The sequence below is a fragment of the Vibrio sp. Vb1337 genome, from assembly GCF_033338715.1.
Classification (GTDB): Bacteria; Pseudomonadota; Gammaproteobacteria; order Enterobacterales; family Vibrionaceae; genus Vibrio; species Vibrio alginolyticus.
The window spans coordinates 1-20,470 of the sequence record NZ_JAWOTD010000014.1 but is presented as its reverse complement, the minus strand read 5'-3'; the positions used below and the strand labels follow the sequence as shown (position 1 = coordinate 20,470).

17 protein-coding genes, 1 tRNA gene and 2 pseudogenes are annotated in these 20,470 nt (G+C 44.4%); 8 read left to right on the top strand and 12 right to left on the bottom strand.

Going from position 1 to position 20,470, the window contains the following annotated elements:
* The first annotated feature begins 177 nt into the window (after positions 1-177).
* The 3 genes from R7E42_RS15990 to ppk2 all read left to right on the top strand — a co-directional run bounded on the left by R7E42_RS15990 (position 178) and on the right by ppk2 (position 2,663).
* Positions 178-789 (top strand): peroxiredoxin C, encoded by a 612-nt coding sequence (locus R7E42_RS15990; protein WP_005381738.1) that lies wholly within the window; start codon positions 178-180, stop codon positions 787-789.
* A gap of 283 nt (positions 790-1,072) precedes the next feature.
* Positions 1,073-1,816 carry a copper homeostasis protein CutC gene (locus R7E42_RS15985; protein ID WP_372052165.1) on the top strand — a complete coding sequence of 248 codons (744 nt, stop codon included), beginning with the start codon at positions 1,073-1,075 and terminating at the stop codon, positions 1,814-1,816.
* Between the two features lie 70 nt (positions 1,817-1,886).
* On the top strand, positions 1,887-2,663 hold the full coding sequence (gene ppk2, locus R7E42_RS15980) for a polyphosphate kinase 2 (RefSeq protein ID WP_005381743.1): 777 nt from the start codon (positions 1,887-1,889) through the stop codon (positions 2,661-2,663).
* Between the two features lie 62 nt (positions 2,664-2,725).
* Here ppk2 and phoU read toward each other — a convergent pair whose 3' ends face one another.
* From phoU to R7E42_RS15960, 5 genes and pseudogenes are all read right to left on the bottom strand, one after another.
* Positions 2,726-3,424, bottom strand: coding sequence for a phosphate signaling complex protein PhoU (phoU, locus tag R7E42_RS15975; RefSeq protein WP_238966672.1), 699 nt, complete (start codon positions 3,422-3,424; stop codon positions 2,726-2,728).
* Positions 3,425-3,454: 30 nt separating this feature from the next.
* On the bottom strand, positions 3,455-4,273 hold the full coding sequence (gene pstB / locus R7E42_RS15970; RefSeq protein WP_005381745.1) for a phosphate ABC transporter ATP-binding protein PstB: 819 nt from the start codon (positions 4,271-4,273) through the stop codon (positions 3,455-3,457).
* 2 nt (positions 4,274-4,275) lie between these two features.
* A pseudogene (gene pstA, locus R7E42_RS15965) lies at positions 4,276-5,652 on the bottom strand (phosphate ABC transporter permease PstA); the annotation flags it as partial.
* 65 nt (positions 5,653-5,717) lie between these two features.
* Positions 5,718-5,949 (bottom strand): annotated as a pseudogene (locus tag R7E42_RS25955) (phosphate ABC transporter, permease protein PstA); the annotation flags it as partial.
* A gap of 30 nt (positions 5,950-5,979) precedes the next feature.
* Positions 5,980-8,184: an ABC transporter permease subunit gene (locus tag R7E42_RS15960; RefSeq protein WP_054576949.1), complete on the bottom strand. Its 2,205-nt coding sequence runs from the start codon at positions 8,182-8,184 to the stop codon at positions 5,980-5,982.
* Between the two features lie 207 nt (positions 8,185-8,391).
* On the opposite strand from R7E42_RS15960, the gene ppk1 reads away from it, so the two are divergent.
* A complete protein-coding gene (ppk1, locus tag R7E42_RS15955) occupies positions 8,392-10,482 on the top strand; it encodes a polyphosphate kinase 1 (protein WP_005381748.1) in 2,091 nt (696 codons plus the stop codon).
* Positions 10,466-11,971, top strand: coding sequence for an exopolyphosphatase (gene ppx, locus R7E42_RS15950; RefSeq protein WP_054576950.1), 1,506 nt, complete (start codon positions 10,466-10,468; stop codon positions 11,969-11,971). The genes ppk1 and ppx overlap by 17 nt, the downstream gene beginning before the upstream one ends.
* Before the next feature lie 34 nt (positions 11,972-12,005).
* Here the strand turns inward: ppx and R7E42_RS15945 are convergent, their stop codons facing one another.
* The 3 genes from R7E42_RS15945 to phoB are packed head-to-tail and all read right to left on the bottom strand — an operon-like array spanning position 12,006 to position 14,993.
* Positions 12,006-12,965 carry a PstS family phosphate ABC transporter substrate-binding protein gene (locus tag R7E42_RS15945; protein WP_042521153.1) on the bottom strand — a complete coding sequence of 320 codons (960 nt, stop codon included), beginning with the start codon at positions 12,963-12,965 and terminating at the stop codon, positions 12,006-12,008.
* Positions 12,965-14,263 carry a phosphate regulon sensor histidine kinase PhoR gene (gene phoR, locus R7E42_RS15940; protein ID WP_005383667.1) on the bottom strand — a complete coding sequence of 433 codons (1,299 nt, stop codon included), beginning with the start codon at positions 14,261-14,263 and terminating at the stop codon, positions 12,965-12,967. The genes R7E42_RS15945 and phoR overlap by 1 nt, the downstream gene beginning before the upstream one ends.
* Before the next feature lie 40 nt (positions 14,264-14,303).
* Entirely contained in the window at positions 14,304-14,993 is a 690-nt protein-coding gene (gene phoB / locus R7E42_RS15935) for a phosphate regulon transcriptional regulator PhoB (RefSeq protein ID WP_005381752.1), read from the bottom strand.
* A 224-nt stretch (positions 14,994-15,217) separates the two neighbouring features.
* Between phoB and rdgC the strand changes: the two genes are divergently transcribed.
* From rdgC to R7E42_RS15920, 3 genes are all read left to right on the top strand, one after another.
* A complete protein-coding gene (gene rdgC / locus R7E42_RS15930; RefSeq protein WP_005381753.1) occupies positions 15,218-16,132 on the top strand; it encodes a recombination-associated protein RdgC in 915 nt (304 codons plus the stop codon).
* 165 nt (positions 16,133-16,297) lie between these two features.
* On the top strand, positions 16,298-17,698 hold the full coding sequence (yegQ, locus tag R7E42_RS15925) for a tRNA 5-hydroxyuridine modification protein YegQ (RefSeq protein ID WP_005381754.1): 1,401 nt from the start codon (positions 16,298-16,300) through the stop codon (positions 17,696-17,698).
* Positions 17,699-17,700: 2 nt separating this feature from the next.
* Entirely contained in the window at positions 17,701-17,955 is a 255-nt protein-coding gene (locus tag R7E42_RS15920) for a YfhL family 4Fe-4S dicluster ferredoxin (RefSeq protein WP_005381763.1), read from the top strand.
* A 42-nt stretch (positions 17,956-17,997) separates the two neighbouring features.
* On the opposite strand, the gene R7E42_RS15915 is transcribed toward R7E42_RS15920, so the two are convergent.
* The 4 genes from R7E42_RS15915 to R7E42_RS15900 form a co-directional block, all read right to left on the bottom strand.
* A complete protein-coding gene (locus R7E42_RS15915) occupies positions 17,998-18,306 on the bottom strand; it encodes a hypothetical protein (RefSeq protein WP_005381765.1) in 309 nt (102 codons plus the stop codon).
* A gap of 323 nt (positions 18,307-18,629) precedes the next feature.
* Positions 18,630-19,466, bottom strand: a complete 837-nt coding sequence (gene mepA, locus R7E42_RS15910; protein WP_005381766.1) for a penicillin-insensitive murein endopeptidase — start codon at positions 19,464-19,466, stop codon at positions 18,630-18,632.
* A gap of 12 nt (positions 19,467-19,478) precedes the next feature.
* A complete protein-coding gene (locus R7E42_RS15905; protein WP_005381768.1) occupies positions 19,479-19,811 on the bottom strand; it encodes a DUF1904 domain-containing protein in 333 nt (110 codons plus the stop codon).
* 475 nt (positions 19,812-20,286) lie between these two features.
* Positions 20,287-20,363: transfer RNA gene (locus tag R7E42_RS15900), tRNA-Trp, on the bottom strand.
* Positions 20,364-20,470: the final 107 nt, after the last annotated feature.

The following is a 20,470-nucleotide window of genomic DNA, read 5'->3' as shown; positions in this document are numbered from 1 at the left end:
TTCCAGTGATCGAGTTAAGAGTTTTGTTATTATCGTTTTTTTCGATTAACTCAATCTATTTATTTCGCTTTTTTCAATACTACAATCTGTACTATAGTTTGTCTCGTACAAACACGAACCAAACCGACACAACTGAATTCGGTTTGGAGCTAACCATACTTTTTAGGAGCAAAAAAAATGGTACTAGTAGGTCGTCAAGCCCCTGATTTTACTGCAGCAGCTGTTCTAGGTAACGGTGAAATCGTTGAAAACTTCAACTTTGCAGAGTTCACTAAAGGTAAGAAAGCAGTAGTATTCTTCTACCCACTAGATTTCACTTTCGTTTGCCCATCTGAGCTAATCGCATTCGACAACCGTCTAGCTGACTTCCAAGCTAAAGGTGTTGAAGTAATCGGTGTTTCTATCGATTCTCAGTTCTCTCACAACGCATGGCGTAACACTGCTATCGAAGATGGCGGTATCGGTCAAGTTAAGTACCCACTAGTTGCTGACGTTAAGCACGAAATCTGTAAAGCTTACGACGTTGAGCACCCAGAAGCAGGCGTTGCTTTCCGTGGTTCTTTCCTAATCGACGAAGAAGGCGTTGTACGTCACCAAGTAGTTAACGACCTACCACTAGGCCGTAACATCGACGAAATGCTACGCATGGTTGACGCTCTTAACTTCCACCAGAAGCACGGCGAAGTATGTCCTGCACAATGGGAAGAAGGTAAAGCAGGTATGGACGCATCTCCAAAAGGTGTTGCAGCGTTCCTATCTGAGCACGCAGCTGACCTAGGCAAAAAATAATAGACCTTCACCCTAGCTCAACGGGTGTGATGGTTGGATGTATATAAAGCAAAAAGCTAATGCGGAAAACCGCAAACGCCAATCAGTCTAAGTAAAGTCCTATCAAAGCCCAGAGCCTCTGCTCTGGGCTTTCTTTTTCCTTCAGATAAACCGCCAAAATGAGGTAACGCTTCAGCGTAAACTTTACCTCTATTTATCATCCCCTCCATACAGATTCTGCTTACTTGCCCTGTTAATATCTTAGCCACAACACCTATTTGTAACGTTAGCAGGATGAATGAACGTGGTTACTCACCTAGAAGTCTGTATCGATAATATTGAATCTCTGCACTACGCCATTGCTGGCGGCGCCACTCGGATTGAGCTTTGCTCCTCTTTGGCTTTAGGCGGACTAACACCCAGTTATGGCTTTATGCACCAAGCCGCTAAGCTTTCGACCATTCCTGTTTATGCCATGATTCGCCCACGCCAAGGTGACTTCTTCTACAGTGAAGAAGAGATCGAAATGATGCGTTGGGATATTGAAGCGGCTCACCAATCGGGCTTGGATGGTGTGGTTCTCGGTGTACTCACCCAAGAGGGGGATATCCACATGCCTTACTCGGCTGCGCTGTGTGAATTTGCTCAAGCGATTGGCTTAGGCGTAACCTTCCATCGTGCCTTTGACCAGTGTCGTGACGCTGAAAAAACTTTGGAAGAAGTGATCAGCTTAGGTTGTGAACGTATTTTAACCTCCGGTCTTGCGCCTTCAGCACCACAAGGGATCGATGTGCTTAGAGCTTTGGTTAATCAAGCCCAAGGGCGCATAGCAATCATGGCGGGGGCTGGCGTTAATGCGAGTAACGTACGTGCGTTAGTAGAAGACACTCAAGTTCCTGAAATCCATCTGTCAGGCAAAACCACACGCCCTAGCCAAATGACCTTTGTTGCTGAACAAAGCAAAATGGGCGCATCCGATGTCGATGATTTTTTAATCCCCATCACAAGTACACAAGCCATTACCGATGTCGTAGCAGCTCTCAAATAGACGACCGTAACCTCACGCGCATAGCTTTTGAGTGCTAACATATTGTTTATCAAGGAGTGAGGAAAGGTGTATGTCTAAATTGAAGAAAAAGGAATACGAAAAGGAGCTCAAAAACCTTCAAGTTGAGCTCGTAAAACTTCAAGAGTGGGTCAAACACAAAGGGTTAAAAGTGGTGGTTCTGTTTGAAGGACGTGATGCTGCGGGCAAAGGCGGAGTGATAAAGCGAATTACAGAAAAGCTAAACCCGCGTGTTTGTCGCGTTGTGGCTCTGCCTGCACCGACAGAAAAAGAAAAAACGCAATGGTACTTCCAACGTTACGTCGCTCATTTACCATCTGCTGGTGAAATCGTTTTATTTGACCGAAGTTGGTATAACCGAGCAGGTGTCGAAAAAGTCATGGGGTTCTGTACTCCAGACGAATACGAGGAGTTTTTACGCTCTTGCCCTGAATTCGAGAGAATGTTGCAACGCTCTGGGATTATTCTGATTAAGTATTGGTTTTCGGTTTCAGACGAAGAGCAGGAAAAACGTTTTCTAGGTCGAATTAATACGCCGATCAAACGTTGGAAATTCAGCCCAATGGATTTAGAGTCACGTCATCGCTGGGCGGAGTATTCGGAAGCAAAAGATAAGATGTTTGCCTATACAGACACGAAAAACTGCCCTTGGTGGGTCGTCCCTTCTGATGACAAAAAGAAAGCGCGCTTGAACTGTATCAGTCATTTACTAAGCCAGATTGATTACAAAGCACTTGAGTACTCACCCATCGAATTACCTGAACTCAATAAAGAAGGTTACGTCAGAGCGCCCATTGATGATCAGACCTTCGTTCCTGATAAATATTGACGTGCTTTCCTTCTCTCTAATAAATAGACCAGCCTAAAAGCTGGTCTATTTATTGAAGTCAGTTACTTCAGTACGTCATCAATACTTTGATCACCTAGATGGCGTACATCTTTCCCTTTCACGAAGTAAATAATGTATTCACAGATGTTCTGGCAGCGGTCCCCCACGCGTTCAATCGCGCGTGCCGACCACATCACTTGAAGAATATTAGGGATATTTTTTGGATCTTCCATCATGTAAGTCATCAACTGACGAATCACCGCTTCATACTCGGCGTCTAGTTTGTCATCTTGTTTATGCACCTCTGCTGCCGCTTCTACATCCATGCGGGCAAACGCATCTAGAACCTGATGCAGCATATTAATTGCCTGACGGCAGAGAGGCTCTAACGACACTTGGAATTGTCGTTCTTTTGATGATGGGCTTTCAATGGCAACGTAAGCAATGCGTGTCGCCACATCACCGATGCGTTCTAAATCCGTGATCGTTTTGATGATAGCCATGATTAAGCGCAAGTCTTTTGCCGTTGGCTGACGCTTAGCAATAATGCGTGTACAGGCGTCATCGATCGAGACTTCCATCGCATTCACTTTATGATCGTCACGCACAACCTTACGCGCCAGTTCGATGTCTTCTTTATGCAAGGCTTGAATAGAATACGAAAGCTGCTGCTCTACCAAGCCTCCCATGGTTAATACATGAGTACGAATCGATTCTAGCTCTACGTTAAATTGTCCTGAAATATGACGTCCAAAGTGCATGATGTTCCTTATTCCGTATAGAGTCGCGACTTAACCGTAGCGACCCGTAATGTAATCTTCGGTCTGTTTCTTCATTGGCGAAGTGAAGATCGAGTCCGCGTCAGAGTATTCAATTAACTTACCCATATGAATGAATGCAGTATGATCGCTCACTCTCGCCGCTTGTTGCATGTTATGGGTAACGATAACCACAGTATATTGAGTCTTCAGCTCATTGATAAGCTCTTCAATAGTTAAAGTTGAGATTGGATCCAACGCTGATGTTGGCTCGTCCAATAACAGGACTTCCGGCTCAATCGCCACCGCGCGCGCAATGACCAAGCGCTGTTGCTGACCACCAGATAAGCCAAATGCGTTCTCATGCAAGCGGTCTTTTACCTCATCCCACAACGCCGCCGAGCGCAAGGATCGCTCCACTGCGTCATCTAAACTGCGGCTGTTTTTTACACCTTGTAAGCGTAAGCCATAAACTACGTTTTCATAAATAGACTTAGGAAATGGATTGGGTCTTTGAAACACCATTCCCACTCGGCGTCGAAGTGTCGCAACATCGACATTAGGATGATAAACATTCTTGCCATGGAGACGCACTTTACCTGTGACTCGACACCCTTCCACTAAGTCGTTCATACGATTGATGCAACGTAATAACGTCGACTTTCCACACCCTGAAGGACCGATAAAAGCGGTGACTCGCCCTTTGGGAATTCGCATCGAAATATCATGCAGCGCCTGAGTTTGACCATAGAACAGATTAAGGTTCTCGATTGAGATGGCTGTTTGTTCATCCGTTAAATTATGAACATCCAATGGTGGCTCATAACCTAATGTACTATCAAAATTAAACATACTTAATCTTGTCCTAACGTTCTGTATTTTTCTCGTAAATTATTGCGAATACTGATTGCTGTTAAGTTTAGCCCGACAATCACTGTCACGAGTAAGAAAGAGGTAGCATAAACTAATGGTCGCGCCGCTTCGATGTTGGAGGTTTGAAAGCCAACATCGTAAATGTGAAAACCTAAATGCATGAACTTTCTATCCAAATGCACATAAGGGAATTGTCCGTCAACCGGTAAACTGGATGCCAATTTCACGACCCCCACCAGCATCAGTGGCGCTACTTCGCCAGCTGCACGTGCAATCGCAAGGATCAAACCTGTGATAATAGCTGGCGTCGCCATAGGTAAAACCACACGCCATAGTGTTTCGAACTGAGTTGCACCAAGCGCCAGAGAACCATGTCGTACTGAGCTCGGAATACGAGTTAAACCTTCTTCAGTAGTCACAATCACAACTGGAAGCGTCAGCACGGCAAGAGTTAGTGCAGACCATAACAAACCCGGCGTACCAAAGGTTGGTGCCGGTAGCTTCTCCGCATAGAATACGTTGTCGATAGAGGCACCAATCGTATAAACGAAGAAACCTAAACCAAACACGCCATAAACAATCGATGGAACACCCGCTAGGTTTATAACCGCAATACGAATAACTCTGGTTAGAGCGTTATTCTTAGCGTATTCATGTAGATAGATAGCGGCGATCACCCCGAGTGGCATCACAATGATCGACATGATGAGTACTAAGAAAACCGTACCAAATATCGCAGGGAACACGCCTCCTTCGGAGTTAGACTCTCTTGGATCTTCAGATAAAAACTTCCAAACCTGTTTTCCCCAATGCATGACTTTATCAGGCAGTGACATTTGGTTTGGATACCAGTAGTCCAAAATATCTTCGAGCGGAATCGATACTTGTGACCCCGTCATATCCTCGACAATCAAGGCATAGTCAGAGAGCTGAAGTCGTAAACCATCAAGTTGCAAATCTAACGTCGCAAGCGCTTTTTCTATCTGCTCTTTTTTCGTCTGATTTTCCTTTAAGAAGCTTTCTGTCAGCGTGTCATTCAATTCATGCTTGCGCTTTTCTAATCGCAACTGCTCTAGCTTCCAACCAAGCTCTTTAAGCTGATCGACCACCAAAGAATCAATCTCATGGCGCAGAGTTTCTGCATCATCAAGCTTTTTATTTAGTATCGATTGAATATCACTGGTGTATATATTATCGCCATCTTGAAACGCCACCAGCTTACCAAAGAAATAACCACCGCTACTGCGCTCTATCACCGCCCACTCTTTTGGCGTCGTGGGCTCATCCAACTGCATTTGCAATACGGAGATAAAATCGGCGGGATACAACTCTCGGTTAGCGATTTTGATGTTGAGTCGCGTGGCAAAATCTTCATCGTCTTCTAACTGTTGTGCTGCGCTTTCAGGCAAATAACTCTTCGGTACAAAGCTGCGCTCATACACTTGACCAATCAGAATAGTATTTTCATGTAGCACTTCACCTTGTACAGGAGTCAGCGCTGCAACATTCCACTGATACAAGGGCGCTGGCCAAAAGTAAGTCAGGCCTTTCCAGCCGATAAGGAGTAACAACCCTAATACCGACAACAAACTGATGCTGACTGCACCGCCTGTTAGCCATATCCACGGTGCGCCAGAACGAATCCAATTTAACACGTTATTACTCGCTCTTTATTCAAACCATTATTACAACGCACGGTACTTATCTCTCAGTCTCTGACGAACCCACTCCGCAAGCGCGTTTACTGCAAACGTAAACACAAACAAAATCAATGCAGCTAGGAACAGCAGGCGATAATGCGAACTTCCAACTTCCGACTCTGGCAACTCAACGGCGATGGTCGCCGACAGGCTGCGCAATCCTTCCAAAATATTCCAATCCATTAATGGCGTATTGCCCGTTGCCATTAACACAATCATGGTTTCGCCAACAGCGCGTCCCAGGCCCATCATAATGGCAGAAAAAATACCTGGGCTTGCAGTAAGCAAGACAACATAGATTAAAGTTTGCCAAGGCGTGGCCCCTAATGCCAAAGAGCCATCCGATAAATGCTTCGGTACAGAGAAAATAGCATCTTCGGCAATGGTAAAAATCGTCGGGATAACAGCAAACCCCATCGCTAGCCCCACCACCAATGCATTGCGTTGATCGTAACCAATACCATGCTCGGTTAAGAATAAGCGCATATCGCCACCAAAGAACGTCTGCTCAATCGTAGGCGAAATCCACACTCCAAGCCCAATCAGTACCAATATGACAGGCATGAGCACTAAAGCATGCCAACCATTAGGCAGACGATTCCGCAAAGGTTGCGGTATTAATGCCCATAGCCCGCCCATAATCATGGTGCTCAAGGGCAAAACAAACAGCATAACGACGATCGTAATCAAATGATCTTCGACAATAGGCGCGAACCACAATCCCGCGAGGAAACCAATGATCACCGTCGGCAGTGCTTCCATTAGCTCAATCGACGGTTTTACGACACGACGCATGCGTGGCGACATAAAGTAAGCCGTATAAATAGCACCTAGCACTGCGAGCGGTACTGAAAACAGCATCGCAAACATCGCCGCTTTTATCGTTCCAAACGCAATAGGTACTAGGCTGAACTTAGCCTCAAAGTTATCGCTCGCCGAAGTCGATTGCCACACAAATTCAGGCTCAGGATACCCTTCGTACCACACTTCTTGCCATAATGAAGACAATGAAATTTCCGGATAGGCATTGTCCACTTCCGCAACATTTAACGCATTATTTTGCCAAGTGATTAAGTAGCGCTCATTGTTAGACATTGCTGCGATTGCGGGCGCTTGATTGTACGCACGCTTAAACAACACCAGTTTTTCACTGGTTGTATAATGGCTTTGCAACGTGCCGTTGGTGTAAAAGCTATAAAATCCTTTTCGATGAGAATCCGGCAACAAATACTTAAGCTCTGATGCCAATTTAAAATCACGAATATGTGTTAACGTGCGTTTTTCTTCTTGCAGCGTATCAAACCATTGCGACACCCGACCATCGTTGTGCGTCACCAAAAGCGAGTAAGCACCAGCCAATAAGTCTATCGTACGAACGGAATGCTTCTTATCACCTTGAGTGAGATCGACCACCTCTCGCACAGCAAATTTACGTGCGGTTTTCTTTAACACGATCAACTCAGAGCCATCGCGCAAATAAAGCGTTTCACCGTCAGGTGTCAACAACATTTGCTGAGGCGTATTAAAGCCTGAAGAGAACGTAAAATCGATCGTTGTAGGAGACGTACCCAAAGACGAAGCCACTTGCCAGCGAGCTTTCACTTCACCACTTTGCATCTGCCAAACAACCGTTGGTAAGGGCGTCGAAGCTGCAAATACAAACTGAGTCACAGGATCTTGAGGCGTACTTAGTGTCAGATCCATGCTGGTGTCTAGCTCAATCACTTCCGGAGGACGTGTATTTTCTCTCAACGTGGCATTAAATTCTGGCTTGAAAAGGTTCGCTTTACCCTGCCCATCAACAAATCCATACCAACCTAGCCCAGGAGCAGATTGAGAGAAAGCGACGGGTTTCTGGGCGATTTGCTGTGTATACACCGCAGGTTTCGTAGGATCGTCCATCGACAAATATTGAATCTCACCACTTTGGGTTAGAACGAACGCGAGCTGAGCGTAATCATCCACTGAAATCGCAAGTGGTGTTTCAATATGAGTGGCTCGAATGGCTTGGTTGGTTTTGATCTCCGCATCAGAAAAAAGCGGAATGATCACCATGGCGAGGTAGACAAAGATCAAAATAAGCGCCGCGAGTACGCCGACACCACCGGATGTCACTGCAAGTCGAACTAAACGATCTTTTATCAGTCGTTTCTTATCTTTTTCCTGCAATGAAAACTCGGCTTGTGCCATTTAAATCTCTACCTTTTTTGACTTAGTACTAGAATATGTCGTTAAGATGACAATTATATTACAGATCACATTAAACACCTGAAAAGAATACAACTCTTATGCAATGCGTGGTATGAAATAAATCTGTAATGAAAATCTCATAATGTTCTCACTCATCCATTTTTCCAAGATGAGTACGTAATACTTCACTTTTGGCTAGGTAAGGTTATGAGCGCAGAAAAACTATATATAGAAAAAGAACTGAGTTGGTTGTCTTTCAACGAACGAGTATTACAAGAAGCTGCCGATAAAACCGTCCCTTTGATCGAACGTATTCGCTTTCTTGGGATCTTTTCCAACAATTTAGATGAATTTTACAAAGTACGCTTTGCGGACGTGAAGCGCAGAATCCTAATCAGCCAAGAGCGCGGTGGCAGTGATAGCCCTAAACGACTGTTAACCAAAATGCAGTCGAAAGCACTAAAGCTTAACGAACAATTTGATGAGCTTTACAGCGAGTTGATTCGAGAAATGGCGCGACGTCGCATTTTCTTGGTCAACGAACAACAACTGGATGAATCGCAACAAAAGTGGATCGCGAAATACTTCCGTAGAGAGGTAATGCCGCATATCACTCCCCTCCTAATGAAAGACGAGATCGATGTTCTGCAATTTCTCAAAGACGAGTACGCTTACATCGCCGTGGAACTGCGTAAAGAAGAACATTACCAGTACGCTCTGATCGAAATTCCGACCGATCACCTTCCCCGCTTTGTGATGGTACCAGAACAGAAAGGAAAGCGTCGAAAAACCATCATCTTACTTGATAATATTATCCGCCACTGTTTGGACGAGCTGTTCAAAGGCTTTTTTGATTATGATGAGCTTAGCGGCTATGCGATGAAAATGACGCGTGACGCTGAATACGATTTACGCAATGAAATCGAGTACAGCTTGCTTGAACAAATGTCAGAGGGTGTCAATCAGCGACTGACAGCAAAGCCCGTTCGCTTCGTCTACGAACGCGATATGCCGCCTCAAATGTTAGAGTTTCTGTGTAACAAACTTAATATCTCTAACTACGATAACCTTATCCCCGGCGGACGCTATCACAACTTTAAAGACTTCATCGGCTTTCCAAATGTTGGACGAGAGTATCTTGAAAATAAACCTCTCCCGCCAATGAAATGTGCCGATTTCGAAGGTTATGCCAACAGCTTTGACGCGATTAAAGCGAAAGATATTCTGCTCTATTATCCCTACCACACTTTTGACCACATTAGTGAGTTAGTGCGCCAAGCCTCCTTCGATCCCAAAGTACTTAGTATCAAGATTAACATTTATCGCGTCGCGAAAGATTCTCGCTTGATGAACTCTTTAATTGATGCAGTGCACAACGGCAAAAATGTCACTGTGGTCGTCGAACTGCAAGCTCGCTTTGATGAAGAAGCCAATATCGAATGGTCAAAAGTATTAACCGAAGCGGGTGTGCACGTCATCTTTGGTGCGCCTGGTCTTAAGATTCACTCAAAGCTACTGATGATTAGCCGCCGCGAAGGTGAAGAAATTATTCGCTACGCACACATCGGCACAGGCAACTTCCATGAGAAGACAGCACGAATTTATACCGACTTCTCCCTGCTTACGGCAGATCAAGAAATCACTAATGAAGTCCGTAATGTCTTCGGTTACATTGAGAATCCATACCGACCAGTGAAGTTCAATCACCTTATGGTATCTCCTCGTAATTCTCGAACCCAAATCTACCGCTTAATCGATAATGAAATTGCGAATGCCAAGCTAGGGAAAAAAGCCGCTCTTACGATCAAGGTCAATAACCTAGTCGATAAAGGCATCGTCAATAAGCTTTATGGAGCAAGTACTTCCGGTGTAAAAATAAACATGATCATTCGAGGCATGTGCTCATTAGTACCGGGCATTGAGGGGATCAGCGACAATATTCGCATCATCAGTATTGTTGACCGCTTTCTTGAGCACCCTCGCGTGGTGATCACCCACAATGATGGCGATCCGCAAGTTTATATCTCCTCCGCAGACTGGATGACAAGAAATATTGATCACCGTATCGAGGTAGCAGTACCAGTCCGTGATCCACGTTTGAAACAGAGAATTATTGATATAACGAATATCCATTTTACCGATACAGTAAAGGCTCGTTTAATAGATAAAGAAATGAGTAACGCTTACGTACCACGAGGTAATCGCAAAAAAGTTCGCTCTCAAATCGCTATCTATGACTATCTTAAAAATATAGAAAAGCAAACTAGAAAACAAAATTCAGATGCCTCAAATACTTGAACAAGATACTCGCTACATTGCCGCGATAGACCTCGGCTCAAACAGTTTCCATATGGTGGTGGCCAAAGTTGTCGGCAGTGACCTACAACTGGTTAGTCGTCATAAACAACGTGTTCGCTTAGCATCAGGACTCGACAGTGAATTGAACTTAAGTCACGCCGCAATGGAGCGTGCGCTAGAATGCTTAGCCATGTTCGCTGAAAGGTTGCAAGGGCTTGATGAGTCAAATGTACGTATCGCCGCCACACACACACTAAGACGCGCTAAAAATGCCCACCTTTTCATCGAGCGTGCGAAAGAAGTGATGCCTTTCCCAATAGAAATTATCCCTGGAGAAGAAGAAGCCCGCCTGATTTACTTAGGCGTCGCGCACACTCAAGTAGAATCCAACTCCAAACTAGTCATCGATATCGGAGGCGGCAGTACCGAGATGATTATTGGACAAGAATTTGAGCCTGAGCTTCTCAACAGTAAACAGATGGGATGCGTCAGTTTTACAGAGCAATACTTTAAAAACGGCAAACTGTCAGGAAAAAACTTCAGCAAGGCGATGTTAGCTGCCGAACAAAAACTCGAGTCCATCGCTTCAACATATCGTAAAAAGGGCTGGGATATTGCTCTCGGCTCATCAGGAACCATCAAAGCGATTCAAGAAGTGCTAGTAGGATTAGGTTTTGAAGATGGCCTGATCACAGCGAGTCGACTGGATACACTTATCGGAACTCTGTGTAAATTTGATTCCATTGAAGATATTGAGCTGGCGGGTCTAACAGAAGAACGTAAACCCGTATTCGCAGCAGGCGTAGCGATTTTGTCCGCGATTTTCAAAGCGCTTCGCATTGAGCAAATGTTTTTCTCCGATGGTGCTCTACGCGAAGGCCTGTTGTACGAAATGGAAGAGCGTTTTGCACGCTCCGATATTCGCATGCGCACCACAGAAAATTTAGCCAACAAGCACCGAGTCGACTTAGAACATGCCGCTCGTGTTAAGGGGCATGCACGTGAGATGTTATGTCAGGTACGCTCTGAACTAGGCATTAAGAAAAAGAGTGAATTATTTGACTTACTAGAGTGGGCAGCGTTGCTTCATGAAGTCGGATTAAGTATCAACTTGCGTAGTTTCCATCGCCACTCTTTTTATATTCTGTTGCACTCCACCCTACAAGGCTTCAACCGTGAGCAGCAATTAGTGCTTGCAACATTGGCTCGCTTCCAGCGTAAAGCGCTCAAATTGCAAGAACTACCAGATTTCAACCTCTATAAACAGAGTGACGTTATAAGCCTCATCAAAATATTACGACTTTCTATCGTATTAAATGGGCAGCGTAATGAAGATCCATTGCCTGATATCACCTTATCTATCAAAAATGACGAATGGATTCTCACATGCACAGATGAAGCATGGCTAGAAAACAATAAATTACTTCACGCGGATTTACAGGAAGAACAAGAACGTTGGGACAGCGCGAAGTGGACACTCACTTTCTGATCTCGTACAGTCCATACCTAAATAAAAAGTCGGCTTACAGGCCGACTTTTTTTAACTCTTCTTCTGCAAAATCTGCCGTAATGGGCACATAACCATCTTTCTCAACCAACGCTTGTCCCTGAGCAGAAAAGATAAAGCGAATAAATTCAGCTTCAATTGGTGTTAATGGGTAATCAGGGTGCTTATTCACGTAAACATATAAGTAACGTGATAGTGGGTACTTACCACTAACAATATGTTCTCGCGTTGGAGTCACGTAGTCATTTCCCATTTTAGCCACAGGGACTAAGCGCACACCTGCCACTCGATAACCGACACCGGAATAACCAATTCCACTGATGGTTGACGCTACAGCTTGCACAACTGACGCGGAGCCTGGCTGCTCGTTAACTCGGGTCTTGAAATCGCCGCCACACAAGGCATTACTTTTGAAGTAACCATAAGTTCCAGAAACGGAGTTACGACCAAACAACTGGACGTTTCGCTTTGCCCACTGTGATTCAAGACCGAGTTGCTGCCAGTTTGTTACAAATTGACTTTCGCCACAGCGTAGCGTGGCAGAAAACAAAGCATCTAATTGACTAAAGTTAAGACCTTGAATTGGGTTATCTTGATGAACAAAAATACCGATTGCATCGATGGCTACCCTAAGCGCCGTTGGCTTATAGCCATGTTCACGTTCAAATGCTTCAACCTCTCTTAAACGCATAGGGCGACTCATGGGACCAAACTGCGCTGTTTGTTCGGTCAATGCTGGAGGGGCAGTAGAAGAGCCAGATGCTTGGACTTGCGCATTAATATTCGGGTAAATGGATTTAAACTCTTCAACCCAAAGCGTTGTCATACCCGCAAGTGTATCGGAGCCAACAGAGAGCAAGTTCCCGACAATCCCCGTCGTTTTATGATAAGTCGGCAATGGTTTATCTTGAGCGGCAGCCATAAAAGAACAAACAAGCGCGAATAAACTGAATGTTTTTGCCAATCGTAAAGCCATTATTTCACCACCAAACGCTCAGGCAATACGAAAGAAAACTTACTGCCCACACCTACTTCACTGTGAATTTCTAAATGAGAGTCATGGTGACTCAGCGCGTGTTTTACAATGGCTAGCCCTAAACCACTTCCACCAGTATCACGTGATCTTGCTTTATCCACTCGATAAAAACGCTCGGTAAGTCGGTGTAGGTGCTGAGGTTCAATACCATCACCACTATCTTCCACCTCTAAGCATGCGCCTTGAGAGGTCTGGAACCAGCGAACATTAATGTTTGCACCAGGCGGCGTGTATTTGACGGCATTATAAACGAGGTTAGAGATAGCACTACGTAACTGGTCATCATCGCCCAACACGCGTAGGCTAGCATCAACATCAAATTTCAATTTATGTTGATTGTCCCCACTAAGGCTAACTGCCTCTTTTTCTAACACTTCAAGCATCGCAGGCACATTCACGACTTCCTCAAGTTCATGCATAGGTGCCGCTTCAATTTTAGATAGTGTCAGTAGTTGGTTCACCAAACTGTTCATGCGGTTGAGCTGCTCCGTCATGACACCATGAGCTTTGCTCCACATTGGACCCACGACCATATCAGGATCTTCTGTCATCTCAAGATAACCTTGTAGCACCGTCATTGGTGTACGCAGTTCATGAGATACGTTGGCAAAGAAGTTGCGACGCATTCCCTCAAGTTGTTTTAACTGGCTAACATCACGCACCACCATCAAATGTTCACCTTCGGTATACGGTACGATACGTAGTTCTAGCATGCGTTCGACATTGAGTGGTGAACGCATTTCTAATGGCTCTGAAAAGTCTTTCTTGTTGAGGTACTTGATAAAATCAGGTGTACGAATGAGATTGGAGATAGGTTGACCTGAATCTTCTGGCCAATGGAAGCCCAGTAAGTGCTGAGCCAGCTTGTTGCACCAAACAATATTGCCTTCAGCACGGAATACCACTACCGCATCGGGTAGCGATTCTGCACCATTTCGGAATCGACGAATAAGATTAGTAAGCTCTTTTCGTTTGCGGCGTTGGCGCTGTTGTAAGCGATACAACCCATTGAACAAAGATTCCCAGTTACCGCTACCAGACGGTGGCGTGAGGCGTTTTTCATCCCATAACCAAGAAGATAAACGTACTTGGTTATGCAAATGCCACACAAGCTGCAATGCCGTAGCTGCCAAAAGCAACCACGGCATATAACCGAATATCCAACCTACTATCACCCATGGGGTGTAAAAAAAAGCCAGCTCCCAGGCCAGCTTTTTCCACGTTAATCTTTCAACCACTCATAACTCCAGAAATGGTACCGATAAGCTGCGTGTTAATTTATGCCTTCGTCGAGAAGCGATATCCAGCACCACGAACAGTTTGGATCAGCTTATCATGCCCTGCAGCTTCCAATGCTTTACGCAGGCGGCGAATGTGAACATCGACCGTACGGTCTTCGACATACACGTTAGTGCCCCAAACATTGTTTAATAGCTGCTCACGGCTGTATACGCGTTCTTGATGCGTCATGAAAAAATGAAGCATCTTAAATTCTGTTGGGCCCATGTCTAATGGCGCATCATTAGCCGTAACACGGTGCGATACAGGGTCAAGCTTCAATCCCTGTACATCAATTACATCTTCTAGTGCAGTCGGGGTAACGCGACGAATCACCGCTTTTAAGCGTGCAACCAACTCTTTAGGAGAGAATGGCTTAGTAATGTAGTCATCCGCACCGACTTCTAAACCGCGCACTTTATCTTCTTCTTCACCACGAGCGGTAAGCATCACAACTGGAATGTTGCGCGTTAATTCCTCTCGCTTCATATGTTTGATGAAGTTAATGCCACTACCGCCTGGTAACATCCAATCCAGTAAAACTAAATCAGGGAAGGGTTCAGCCAGTTTGGTTACTGCAGTATCATAATCTTCCGCTTCTACCGCTTGGTAACCTTTCTGCTCAAGTACGAAGCACAGCATTTCGCGAATAGGAGCTTCGTCTTCAACAACCAGAATCCTTCTAGACATAATTGAGTAACCTTATGTTCGTTGAGCTAATGAATTTAAGAGACAAAGCGCCTCTCTATGCATAAGCATTATCACTACCAATTATGACACTTTTGTGACCTTTGAAAACAAATTTTCATATAACTTTCTTTTGAGGTTCATTCGGATATTTTTCATTTCTATTAAGACATCAGCACAAAAATTCCCTATGATTAGTCCCTTGTCATCAAGCCTAGAGAAGATTTATGTGGTTTAAAAACTGTCTGGTATACCGCGTTAACCGCGAGGTTACTTTTAACGCCGAACAACTAGAAACTCAGCTGTCTGAATTCCGATTCACCCCGTGTGGCAGTCAAGACAAACAGAAATTTGGCTGGGTCAGTGCAATGGGTAGACATGGCGATATGATGACTCACGTGTCAGAAAACCGCATTCTGATTTGCGCCAAGAAAGAAGAGAAAATGCTACCTGCCTCTGTGATCAAAGAATCATTGAATGCAAAAGTAGAAGCAATGGAAGCGCAAGAAGGTCGTCCTCTGAAGAAGAAAGAGAAAGACAACCTGAAAGATGACATCGTAATGGATTTACTGCCGCGCGCATTCAGCCGCAGCAGCCACACTCACGTGCTCATCATGCCAAAAGAAGGTTTTATCCTTGTTGATGCAAGCAGCTATAAAAAAGCAGAAGATGTATTAGCATTGCTTCGTAAAACCATGGGTAGTCTACCTGTTGTTCCTGCTATTCCAGAAGTGGCGATTGAAACTACGCTAACCGAGTGGGTGAAAAGCGGTGACACACCTCAAGGTATCAGCATGATGGACGAAGCTGAGCTAAAATCCGTACTTGAAGAAGGTGGTGTGATTCGCTGTAAGAAGCAAGAGCTAACCACTGATGAAATCCGCAACCACATCGCTGCGGATAAAGTCGTGACGAAACTTGCGCTTAATTGGCAAGATCGTATTGAGTTCATTATGACGGAAGATGCGGGCATCAAACGTCTAAAATTCTCTGATGAATTGAAAGATCAAAACGATGATATTCCACGTGAAGATCAAGCAGCTCGATTTGATGCAGACTTCTCTCTAATGTGTGGAGAGTTCAGTGCTTTCCTTCCCAACTTATACGATGCGCTAGGCGGCTTACCGAATCCTAACGCATAATATTGTATAAAGGTTAACCATAACGCCCTCACTTTTTTTGAGGGCGTTTTTCTATCTGAAGCACAATTACCCTAGTCACAATTCACATTTTGACGTAAAATTTGCGCCCCATTTCCATTAGGTGGAATTGGCCTGACTTGTGATCAGATAAAAGAGAATTGAGCAATGACAACTGAGAAAGCATTCGTGCCTGAGCTACTATCTCCAGCGGGCAGCCTGAAAAACATGCGTTACGCATTCGCCTACGGGGCAGATGCAGTTTACGCTGGCCAACCTCGCTACAGCCTTCGCGTACGTAACAACGAGTTTAACCACGAGAACCTAAAAATCGGTATCGATGAAGCCCACGCCCTAGGCAAAAAGCTTTATGTGGTATGTAACATTCAACCACACAACTCGAAGCTAAAAACGTTCATCCGTGATCTTAAGCCAATCGTAGAGATGGGTCCTGACGCATTGATCATGTCAGATCCAGGCCTAATTATGATGGTTCGTGAAGCTTTCCCAGAAATGCCAATTCACCTTTCTGTACAAGCAAACGCTGTAAACTGGGCGACCGTTAAGTTCTGGGCAGCGAATGGCGTGGAACGTGTGATCGTTTCTCGCGAGCTATCTCTAGAAGAAATCGAAGAAATTCGTGAGCATTGCCCTGAAACTGAGCTTGAAGTATTCGTTCACGGTGCATTATGCATGGCTTACTCTGGTCGTTGCCTACTTTCTGGCTATATCAATAAACGTGACCCTAACCAAGGCACTTGCACTAACGCATGCCGCTGGGAATACAAAGTTGAAGAGGGTAAAGAAAACGACGCTGGTGACATCGTAGAGAAATTCGACCCGACGGAAGCACAGCCTGTCGAAGTACAAGACGAGCGTCCTGAAACCACAATTGGTCGCGGCAAACCAACAGATGAAGTCGTTCTACTTTCTGAAGCACACCGTCCAGAAGAAAAAATGGCAGCTTACGAAGACGAGCATGGTACTTACATCATGAACTCTAAAGACCTACGAGCGGTTCAGCACGTTGAACGCTTAACTAAGATGGGTGTTCACTCATTGAAAATTGAAGGTCGTACTAAATCGTTCTACTACTGCGCACGTACCGCTCAAGTTTATCGTAAAGCAATTGATGATGCTGTAGCAGGTCGACCATTCGATGAAAGCCTAATGGGTACACTAGAAAGCCTAGCTCACCGTGGCTACACTGAAGGCTTCCTACGCCGTCATACACACGATACTTACCAAAACTACGATTACGGTTACTCAGTCTCTGATGCTCAACAGTTTGTTGGTGAATTCACTGGCAAACGTCGTGGTGACATGGCTGAAGTAGAAGTAAAAAATAAGTTTCTTGTCGGTGATAGCCTTGAACTAATGACGCCAAAAGGCAATATTGTTTTCACGCTAGAGGCAATGGAAAACCGCAAGTCAGAGTCTATTGAAGACGCGAAAGGAAACGGTCACTTTGTATTCATTCCAGTACCAGCAGAGCTAGATTTAGAATATGGCCTATTAATGCGTAATCTAAACTCAGGGCAGGACACCCGTAACCCGACTGGTAAGTAACCATGGCCTTGCTCATTACTGATAAATGCATTAACTGCGACATGTGTGATCCCGAATGCCCCAATGGGGCAATCAGTATGGGAGAGAGCATTTTCGAAATTGATCCAGCGCTATGTACAGAGTGTAAGGGGCATTACGAAAAGCCGACCTGTCAGTCAGTGTGTCCAATTACAAAATGCATAATCACTGATCCGAACCATGTCGAAACTGAAGAGCAGTTGCTTGAAAAATTCGTGATTATTCAAGGGTTAGCATAAGAGCAATTAGGTTCAACTTTGGCATCAAAGTTGAACCTTTTCTCAACCTGATTTTTCAATAGGGATAATATTGCAGAACAGCTCTTTTTCAAAATGATACTCTAGTCTCTCACGCCAATTTTCCGCTTGAGAAACAGGTATTAAATAAAAGTTTTCTCGGCTCGTATCAGTAACGAAAGCCATTCCATATTGCATCAGCTCATAATGCACATCATTAACAAAACCCGGATCAAGGCGTTGACGCCCAGTCAGGTGATTCACATCCTCTCGAGTCAAAGAGACTCCTTTAGTATCACTGCTAAATCTGTGTCTTAACCACTCTGCAAATTCTTTTGCACAAATCATAGTCATGGTTTTGTCCTTGATTTACTCTTCTAACAGGAAAAGGGTATATCCCTGCCTTACACACTTGTCTGCGTTGTTATCGCTTTTTAGCCAACTGACAGACATATTGCTAAGAAACCAGAGTATCGTGACGAAAGATCTTTTTCTAAACAGAGAAGTTACAACTTACCCATACTACAACTCTTTGTTTAATTTAGATTTCTATAATATGTCCCCAAAACTGATTGGGTTAGTTTTTGTATTGGTACTATTCAATGTAGACAAAAGTATGATGTTTCTCCAGTTTCATAAAAGAGATCACCAAGTACAGATAAACCTGAAGAGTAACACTAATTAGGATTGATAAGCGGCAAGCATTGAGGTGGAACGACTTTTTTTCGTTTGGGCTTAGAGGTTGTTTTTACCCGTTGAGGGGTATCAGTAGGTTTTGCTTTCGGGGCCCAACTTGCAAGCTCAGCACCGCAACCATCACCTACTGGAGGTGGTGCTTGATCAACACAATAGTCGCTCGAATCAGGACAAGATAACCTGACGTGAAAGTGGTAATGATGCCCCCACCATGGACGTACTTTACGTAACCAAGAACGATCTTTGCCGTTTTCTTGCAAGCAAAGTTGCTCCTTAATAACAGGATGTACAAAAATTCGTGCAACATCCTTACTTTTTGAAGCGTACCGAATTAGCTTAAAGTGCCGTTCTTCCCAGCGATGATTAAGTATGGAATAACCTTTTAAATCCACCACACTCATGGGCTTAGGAAGTTGTAATTCGTTATAAGAAAGCGGTTGGTCAGCAAGTCTTAACCAAATATCGATATCTAACCCGGTTTGATGACTAGAATGACCAGAGGAGAACCTTCCACCTCTAGGTAAAGACAAATCACCAATCAGCAGAGTGGTGTTGAGATTTTGGTGAGCTTTAAGCGCCAGATTTTCAATAAACTCTATCGTTTTAGGGTGCCCATAGTAGCGCTTCGTTTTACTACGTAAGACTTGATAACCAACGCCATCGAGAGGCAAGGGTAATGCACCATCTAAACAACCGTTAGCATAACTACCAATAGAGGAGGAAGAGTTTCGGGTAGGATTAACCGCAGACTCCCAAGGAGTAGAACATACTGAAGCTGAGAAACATAAACCCAAAGTTACAATGAAACTCAGCCTCATAGCCTTTAACCTTTAGTAGTGTTCGCCATTATCGTAATAAGCTTTAGGAGATAAGGCGGAAAAGATAACTGCAACATCAATATCGGCACCAGCGATACCGCGCACTTGTTGCGTAATAAGCTTGGCAACTTCATCTTGCACTTCCTGACCACGGTCGAACCAAAGCACTTCGACAAAAGGATATGCAGCACTCACCTCACCCTCATTGAAAAACGTAGTGTAGATATACTCAAAAGTAAAATCCTCACGCGGACAGTCCATTAGAGGCTGAAGTTCATCCGTAAGGGGTTTTGATAATGCCTGAACAGCTTGTGGCTCTACAGCACGGAATCGAAAATGTGGCATAAACTTACTTCCTAATTATTAGCATTAAGGCATGATGATAACAGGAACCAAGTCAGTAATCATCCAAGCCAATGTAACCACTGACCTTTCAATAGATTGTGAATCAGATGTGCTCGATAACGAAGAAAAAGTGTTATGAAATTCGAAGGTAAAACAGAAAGAGCAACGCGATACATCAACATTTAGTAATTACATTACTAGAAAATAAAACTATCTGAAGCAAAGGTATGCCATATTCGTTGGATAAACATACACCTGACGTCGAAACTATACGTTAGGAATAAAAGAGCCCCTGACCTAAGCCAGAGCTTATGAATATGGGGGATAGGTGAAGTGGACCAATATCCCGGAGATATGAGCTTTCAATCCCCCCGATACTTTGGTATCAGAGGAATCGACAACTCTTCCAACTAGTCAGCTTCTCTTTTCTTCAGATGCAAAAAAGCCCCAGCATTACTGCTGAGGCTTTAGAGTATGGCAGGGGTGGAGAGATTCGAACTCCCAACACGCGGATTTGGAATCCGCTGCTCTGCCAATTGGAGCTACACCCCTGTAATTCGTGTTTATTGAGACGACGCTCAAATAAGTGGCGGAGTGGACGGGACTCGAACCCGCGACCCCCGGCGTGACAGGCCGGTATTCTAACCAACTGAACTACC

What these genes read in the sequence shown, in the direction of transcription:
- ppk2 (WP_005381743.1), top strand. Translation starts at nt 1,887, where the DNA reads ATGTCTAAATTGAAGAAAAAGGAATACGAAAAGGAGCTCAAAAACCTT.
- R7E42_RS15990 (WP_005381738.1), top strand. Translation starts at nt 178, where the DNA reads ATGGTACTAGTAGGTCGTCAAGCCCCTGATTTTACTGCAGCAGCTGTT.
- ppx (WP_054576950.1), top strand. Translation starts at nt 10,466, where the DNA reads ATGCCTCAAATACTTGAACAAGATACTCGCTACATTGCCGCGATAGAC.
- R7E42_RS15960 (WP_054576949.1), bottom strand. Translation starts at nt 8,184, where the DNA reads ATGGCACAAGCCGAGTTTTCATTGCAGGAAAAAGATAAGAAACGACTG.
- rdgC (WP_005381753.1), top strand. Translation starts at nt 15,218, where the DNA reads ATGTGGTTTAAAAACTGTCTGGTATACCGCGTTAACCGCGAGGTTACT.
- phoB (WP_005381752.1), bottom strand. Translation starts at nt 14,993, where the DNA reads ATGTCTAGAAGGATTCTGGTTGTTGAAGACGAAGCTCCTATTCGCGAA.
- R7E42_RS15945 (WP_042521153.1), bottom strand. Translation starts at nt 12,965, where the DNA reads ATGGCTTTACGATTGGCAAAAACATTCAGTTTATTCGCGCTTGTTTGT.
- R7E42_RS15905 (WP_005381768.1), bottom strand. Translation starts at nt 19,811, where the DNA reads ATGCCACATTTTCGATTCCGTGCTGTAGAGCCACAAGCTGTTCAGGCA.
- R7E42_RS15920 (WP_005381763.1), top strand. Translation starts at nt 17,701, where the DNA reads ATGGCCTTGCTCATTACTGATAAATGCATTAACTGCGACATGTGTGAT.
- ppk1 (WP_005381748.1), top strand. Translation starts at nt 8,392, where the DNA reads ATGAGCGCAGAAAAACTATATATAGAAAAAGAACTGAGTTGGTTGTCT.
- pstB (WP_005381745.1), bottom strand. Translation starts at nt 4,273, where the DNA reads ATGTTTAATTTTGATAGTACATTAGGTTATGAGCCACCATTGGATGTT.
- yegQ (WP_005381754.1), top strand. Translation starts at nt 16,298, where the DNA reads ATGACAACTGAGAAAGCATTCGTGCCTGAGCTACTATCTCCAGCGGGC.
- R7E42_RS15915 (WP_005381765.1), bottom strand. Translation starts at nt 18,306, where the DNA reads ATGACTATGATTTGTGCAAAAGAATTTGCAGAGTGGTTAAGACACAGA.
- mepA (WP_005381766.1), bottom strand. Translation starts at nt 19,466, where the DNA reads ATGAGGCTGAGTTTCATTGTAACTTTGGGTTTATGTTTCTCAGCTTCA.
- phoU (WP_238966672.1), bottom strand. Translation starts at nt 3,424, where the DNA reads ATGCACTTTGGACGTCATATTTCAGGACAATTTAACGTAGAGCTAGAA.